The sequence below is a fragment of the Paenibacillus whitsoniae genome (assembly GCF_003955665.1).
Taxonomy (GTDB): domain Bacteria; phylum Bacillota; class Bacilli; order Paenibacillales; family NBRC-103111; genus Paenibacillus_E; species Paenibacillus_E whitsoniae.
On the sequence record NZ_RXHU01000058.1, the window covers coordinates 1 to 4,557 of the forward strand.

A 4,557-nucleotide genomic window follows, 5' to 3' on the forward strand; every position below is an offset into this window, starting at 1 on the left:
TCTCGTGGGCTCGGAGATGTGTATAAGAGACAGCCCCCCCCAATTTACACAATCTTATCCCCTTTTAACAATTCGATCACACTCTTTTCAATCTCCGATAACACAATTCAAAGATCGAACACATCCCACTAAATTTGCTCACAATGTTTAACACTTAGAAAACAGACAATTGCACTTTCCTGTCGTACCATGGCAATAGACAGAAGAATTGAGCAAATTATCGAAGGTGAATCGGATGCGCAAGCGGCTTAAATTGTTGATAAAGATCGGTTTTTTCGTAGCGATTGTCGCGGGTGCGTTTTATTATTGGGTGCGGCCGCTTTTGGTCAGAATTGAAAGCACGACGTTGGCTAGCGGCATACATGTGAAGTTCAAGACAGAAGGAACGAATGTAGAGGAATATACGAATGAGGCCTGGCAGCCCTATTTTGCGAAGGGGATCAATATGGGGGCGACGATCCCGGGGCATTTTCCGGGGGAGCTGGCTATTTCGCAGGATGACTATGCGCGATGGTTTGGCATGATCCAGGACATGGGGGCGAATGTGATCCGTGTGTATACGATCATGATGCCGGAGTTTTACGAGGCGCTCGCCAAATACAACATGAAGCATCAGAAGGATCCGCTTTTCTTCCTTCAGGGCATTTGGAGCCCGGAGGAACAGCTGATTGAAGGGCAGGATGCTTTCGATCCTAAGATCAAGTCGAAGTTCGAGCAAGAGATTAAAGACGCGGTTGCGGCGGTTTATGGCAAGACGACGCTCACACCTGAGCCGCATTCGGGGAAAGCGGGAGGTGTCTACAAATACAATGCAGGTCCGTATCTGATGGGCTGGATTGTCGGCACGGAGTGGGACCCGAAGATGGTGAAGGGAACCAATGATGCGCATGCGGACACCCCAGACTACGCGGGAAAATATTTTCGGAATAAACCGGGTGCGAACGCTTTTGAAAAGTGGCTGGCCTTGATGGTCGACACGGCGGCGCAAACGGAGGTTCAGTATGGCTGGCAGCATCCGATGGCGTTCGCCAACTGGGTGACGACGGATCCGATCGCGCATCCGGGCGAGCCGTTGGTTGAGGAGGATCTGGTGAGTGTCGATCCCACGCATATTGAGGCGGCGGATTGGGAGGCGGGCTATTTTGCCTCGTACCACGTGTATCCGTATTATCCGGATTTCTTTGCCTTTGATAAGTCGTTTCAGGAGATGACGAACAGCAAAGGGGAGCCGGATAGTTACCTCACTTACCTGAATAAGTTGAAAGCAGCGCACCCTAATATACCGGTGATGGTGACGGAATATGGCGTGCCGGCTTCCTTGGGCGTAGCTCACTTGGGCACGCTCGGCCGCGATCAAGGCGGTCATAGCGAGCAGCAGCAGGGAGAGATCGATGCGGACTTGCTGCAGGAGATTCACGGGTCCGGCTACGCCGGGGCGATTTTGTTCACGTGGCAGGATGAATGGTTCAAGAAGACGTGGAACACGCAGCGCTACGATGAAGCGGACCGCCGGGCGTACTGGTATAACACGCTGACGAATGAGTCCTTTTTCGGGGTACTCGGAATGTTCCCGGGCAAAGACGAAGCGATTCACATCGACGGGGACGCCGCGGATTGGAACAAGCTGAAGGACAAGAAGAAGCTCGATGTGCAGGCTCCGGGCTTTGAGGAGATTTGGGCGACGCATGACGAAGGCTATCTGTACGTGATGGCCAAGCTATCGGAGCCGTTTGATCCGTCGAAAGAAAGTATCTATTTCGGGACAGATACGCTGCCCGGCGGCAATCGCCATGGACCGGAGCTTCACGGCATGACGCTGGATGAAGGCTTGGAAACATTAATCCAATTGTCGGATGACAAGAAAAGCCGCATGACGATCGCTTCGAATTACGATATTCATGCCCGGCTGTATGAGCGTTCCGGATTGCCGGATATCGATCCGAAGGAGAAGCAGGATGATTCGGGGATTTTCAAGCCTTGGAAGCTGGCGGTTAATTATCTGTTGGAATATCCCGATTCCCGGGTGAATCACCCCTTCGGGGATGTGGATGTGGGTATTTTAGAGAGAGGCTACAGTGATCCGTCGCGTCCCGACTACAATTCGAAGGCGATGTGGCAGGTGCAAGGGCAGGTGCTCGAAATGCGCATCCCGTGGATGCTGCTGGGATTCAGCGATCCCAGTTCGCTGAGCGTGATCAACTACATGCCCCAGAGCAAGAACAAATTCGAAGTGACGCATGTGAAAGGCGTTCGTTTTGTTCCTTGGATTGTGAAGAATGATCAGGTCGTTGGACGGGAGGGCTCGGCACCGGCGCAGCCGGTGCAAGTGTCCGCGATGCCGCTGTACACGTGGCAGGGCTGGGAAGATAAGGTGAATTATGTGGAACGACCGAAACAAAGCTACTACATCATGAAAGAGGCGTTGCAGCAGATCCATGGACCCGTTACCCCTACCCAACAACCGGGGAGCTGAAAAAAGAGGAGAGTGCAGGCGTGTACACCAATCTGAATGCAGCCATACAGGCGTTATATATCATTTTGGCTTTTAACCTGGTTTGTATCGGCATCATTTATGCCATTAAGTTGCGAAGTATAAGAAGGCGAAAGCTGAACGACCGCTTCCAAACGAAGTTTAAGGATTACCTGACTTATGTGCAAGCCAATCTGGATGGGATGGAGCCGCTAAGGACGCCTCCCTGGACGATGAACGCGGTGGAAAGAGAGGCGATGCAGGAGAGGCTGAATGATATGATGGACATTTTCTCGGGCGAACAGCGGCGCAAGCTGATGCAGCTGTGCCTAGATCTAGGGCTCGTGCATCGCCATCTGGAGCGCTTAAGCAGCCGATCTTATCGGGTGAAACTGGATGCCGCGTATCACTTGGGCTGCATGCGGGTGAAGGAGGCGGCGCCGGCGTTACTGGATATGTTAAAAGAGCATGGGCTCAATTCGGCGTTGTTTGTCGTCGCCCGAGCTGTCGCCAAGTGTGCCCGCGGTCAGCAGGATCTCGAGGCCATGGTGCAGATTGTGCTTGGGCATAACAAGAAATGCTACGAGCTGATTGTCGATATGATCGGGGAATCGGACGTAGATGCCGCTTCCTTGTACACGGGCTATGTGAGTCATAAGAACCTGGCCTACGTGCGGATTGGGCTGACCGGGCTTACGGGTTACACCGATCCAGCCGCGGCCTCTGCGGTTTTCCGTCTCATGGATGCCGAGCAGGAAGACATTCAGATCCAAGCGGTGGGTTTGTACCTGAAAAGCTCCCGTCTTTTGCCTAGAAATGTCGTTAGCAAGCTGCTGAGTCATCCCAACCTGGACATTCGCCGATTGACGATAGAGGCGTTGGCCGACATCCGAAACCCGGCTTACGTCGAGGCGATGACAGCCAGTCTGGGCGACGCCGATCAACGCATCGTGTATGCGTCAGGCAAGGGGCTGCTCCGCATGGGAGAAGAAGGGATGGCAGCGCTTTGTGAGCGGGCGGCAGCGGCTCAAGGGACGGAACGCGGACAGTTCATGCAGCAGCTGATCGACGATGAACTCAAGCATTTGTCTATGCAGCTGCACAATTGGGATAAGCTCACGCAATATAATACGTTGATGTACACGTATGACAAAATATTTCGAAAAGCTGCACGGTTATATCGTGTCGTATAGGAGGGTTGCGTAAACATGTGGGTTTTTGGCTATCAAGCGGTGTTGGACTCATTCCTGAAAGGGCTGAGGGAGTTTCTGTTCTATTACAGCTACGCCGCGCTCTTCTACGTGGTTCTCGTCACACTGCTCTATTACTGTATCTTCGGCTTCTCGATCCGGCATATTTTCGCGATGAAGCGGGGCATTCAGTACAATCGGATTCAAAAGCTGTCCAGTTCCAGCCAGCTCCCGCCGGTGTCCCTGTTGGTGCCGGCCTATAACGAGGAGTTAACGATTATTGAGAACGTCAGGTCGCTGCTGGCGCTCAATTATGCGGAATATGAGGTGATCGTCGTCAATGACGGCTCGCAGGACGGGACTTTGAAGTGCATGCTGGAAGAATTCAAGCTGGAGCGGATTCACCCGGTGCAGTCCAGTTCCATTAAAACGGGAAAAATCAGAGGGGTGTACCATAATCCCGAGTATCCCAATCTTTTTTTCATAGATAAAGAAAATGGAGGGAAGGCGGATTCGCTGAATGCAGGCATCAACCTTTCCCACTATGATTTGATTTCCACGATTGATGCGGACTCTTTGCTTGAAAAGGATGCGCTGACGCGCATTGCCCGGGTTTACATGGAGAACCCCGAGGAGACGATCGCCGTTGGCGGCAATGTTCGCATCGTGAACAGCTGTACCGTGGAAGACGGCATTGTGAAGGATGTGCAATTTCCCCGCAAGCTGCTGCCGGCCCTGCAGCACGTTGAATATACGAAAGCTTTTCTCGGTGGCAGAATCGGCTGGAGCGCGGTCAATGGCCTCATTATTATTTCGGGAGCTTTCGGCGTGTTTCAAAAGGAAAAGGTCATCGCTGTCGGCGGTTACCGTGGCGGCTACCCCGGTGAGGATATGAAC

At 52.7% G+C, this 4,557-nt stretch carries 3 protein-coding genes; all 3 read left to right on the forward strand.

The features are described from left to right. Window positions 1–235: 235 nt before the first annotated feature. Window positions 236–2,473: a hypothetical protein gene (locus EJQ19_RS19330; protein ID WP_126142883.1), complete on the forward strand. Its 2,238-nt coding sequence runs from the start codon at window positions 236–238 to the stop codon at window positions 2,471–2,473. 20 nt (window positions 2,474–2,493) lie between these two features. Beyond that, window positions 2,494–3,663 carry a HEAT repeat domain-containing protein gene (locus tag EJQ19_RS19335; protein WP_126142882.1) on the forward strand — a complete coding sequence of 390 codons (1,170 nt, stop codon included), beginning with the start codon at window positions 2,494–2,496 and terminating at the stop codon, window positions 3,661–3,663. Between the two features lie 63 nt (window positions 3,664–3,726). Beyond that, window positions 3,727–4,557 (forward strand): glycosyltransferase family 2 protein (locus EJQ19_RS19340; RefSeq protein ID WP_164716632.1); only part of this gene is annotated, 831 nt, incomplete at its 3' end.

Coding starts and splice junctions, on each gene's coding strand:
- EJQ19_RS19330 (WP_126142883.1), top strand. CDS start 236: ATGCGCAAGCGGCTTAAATTGTTGATAAAGATCGGTTTTTTCGTAGCG.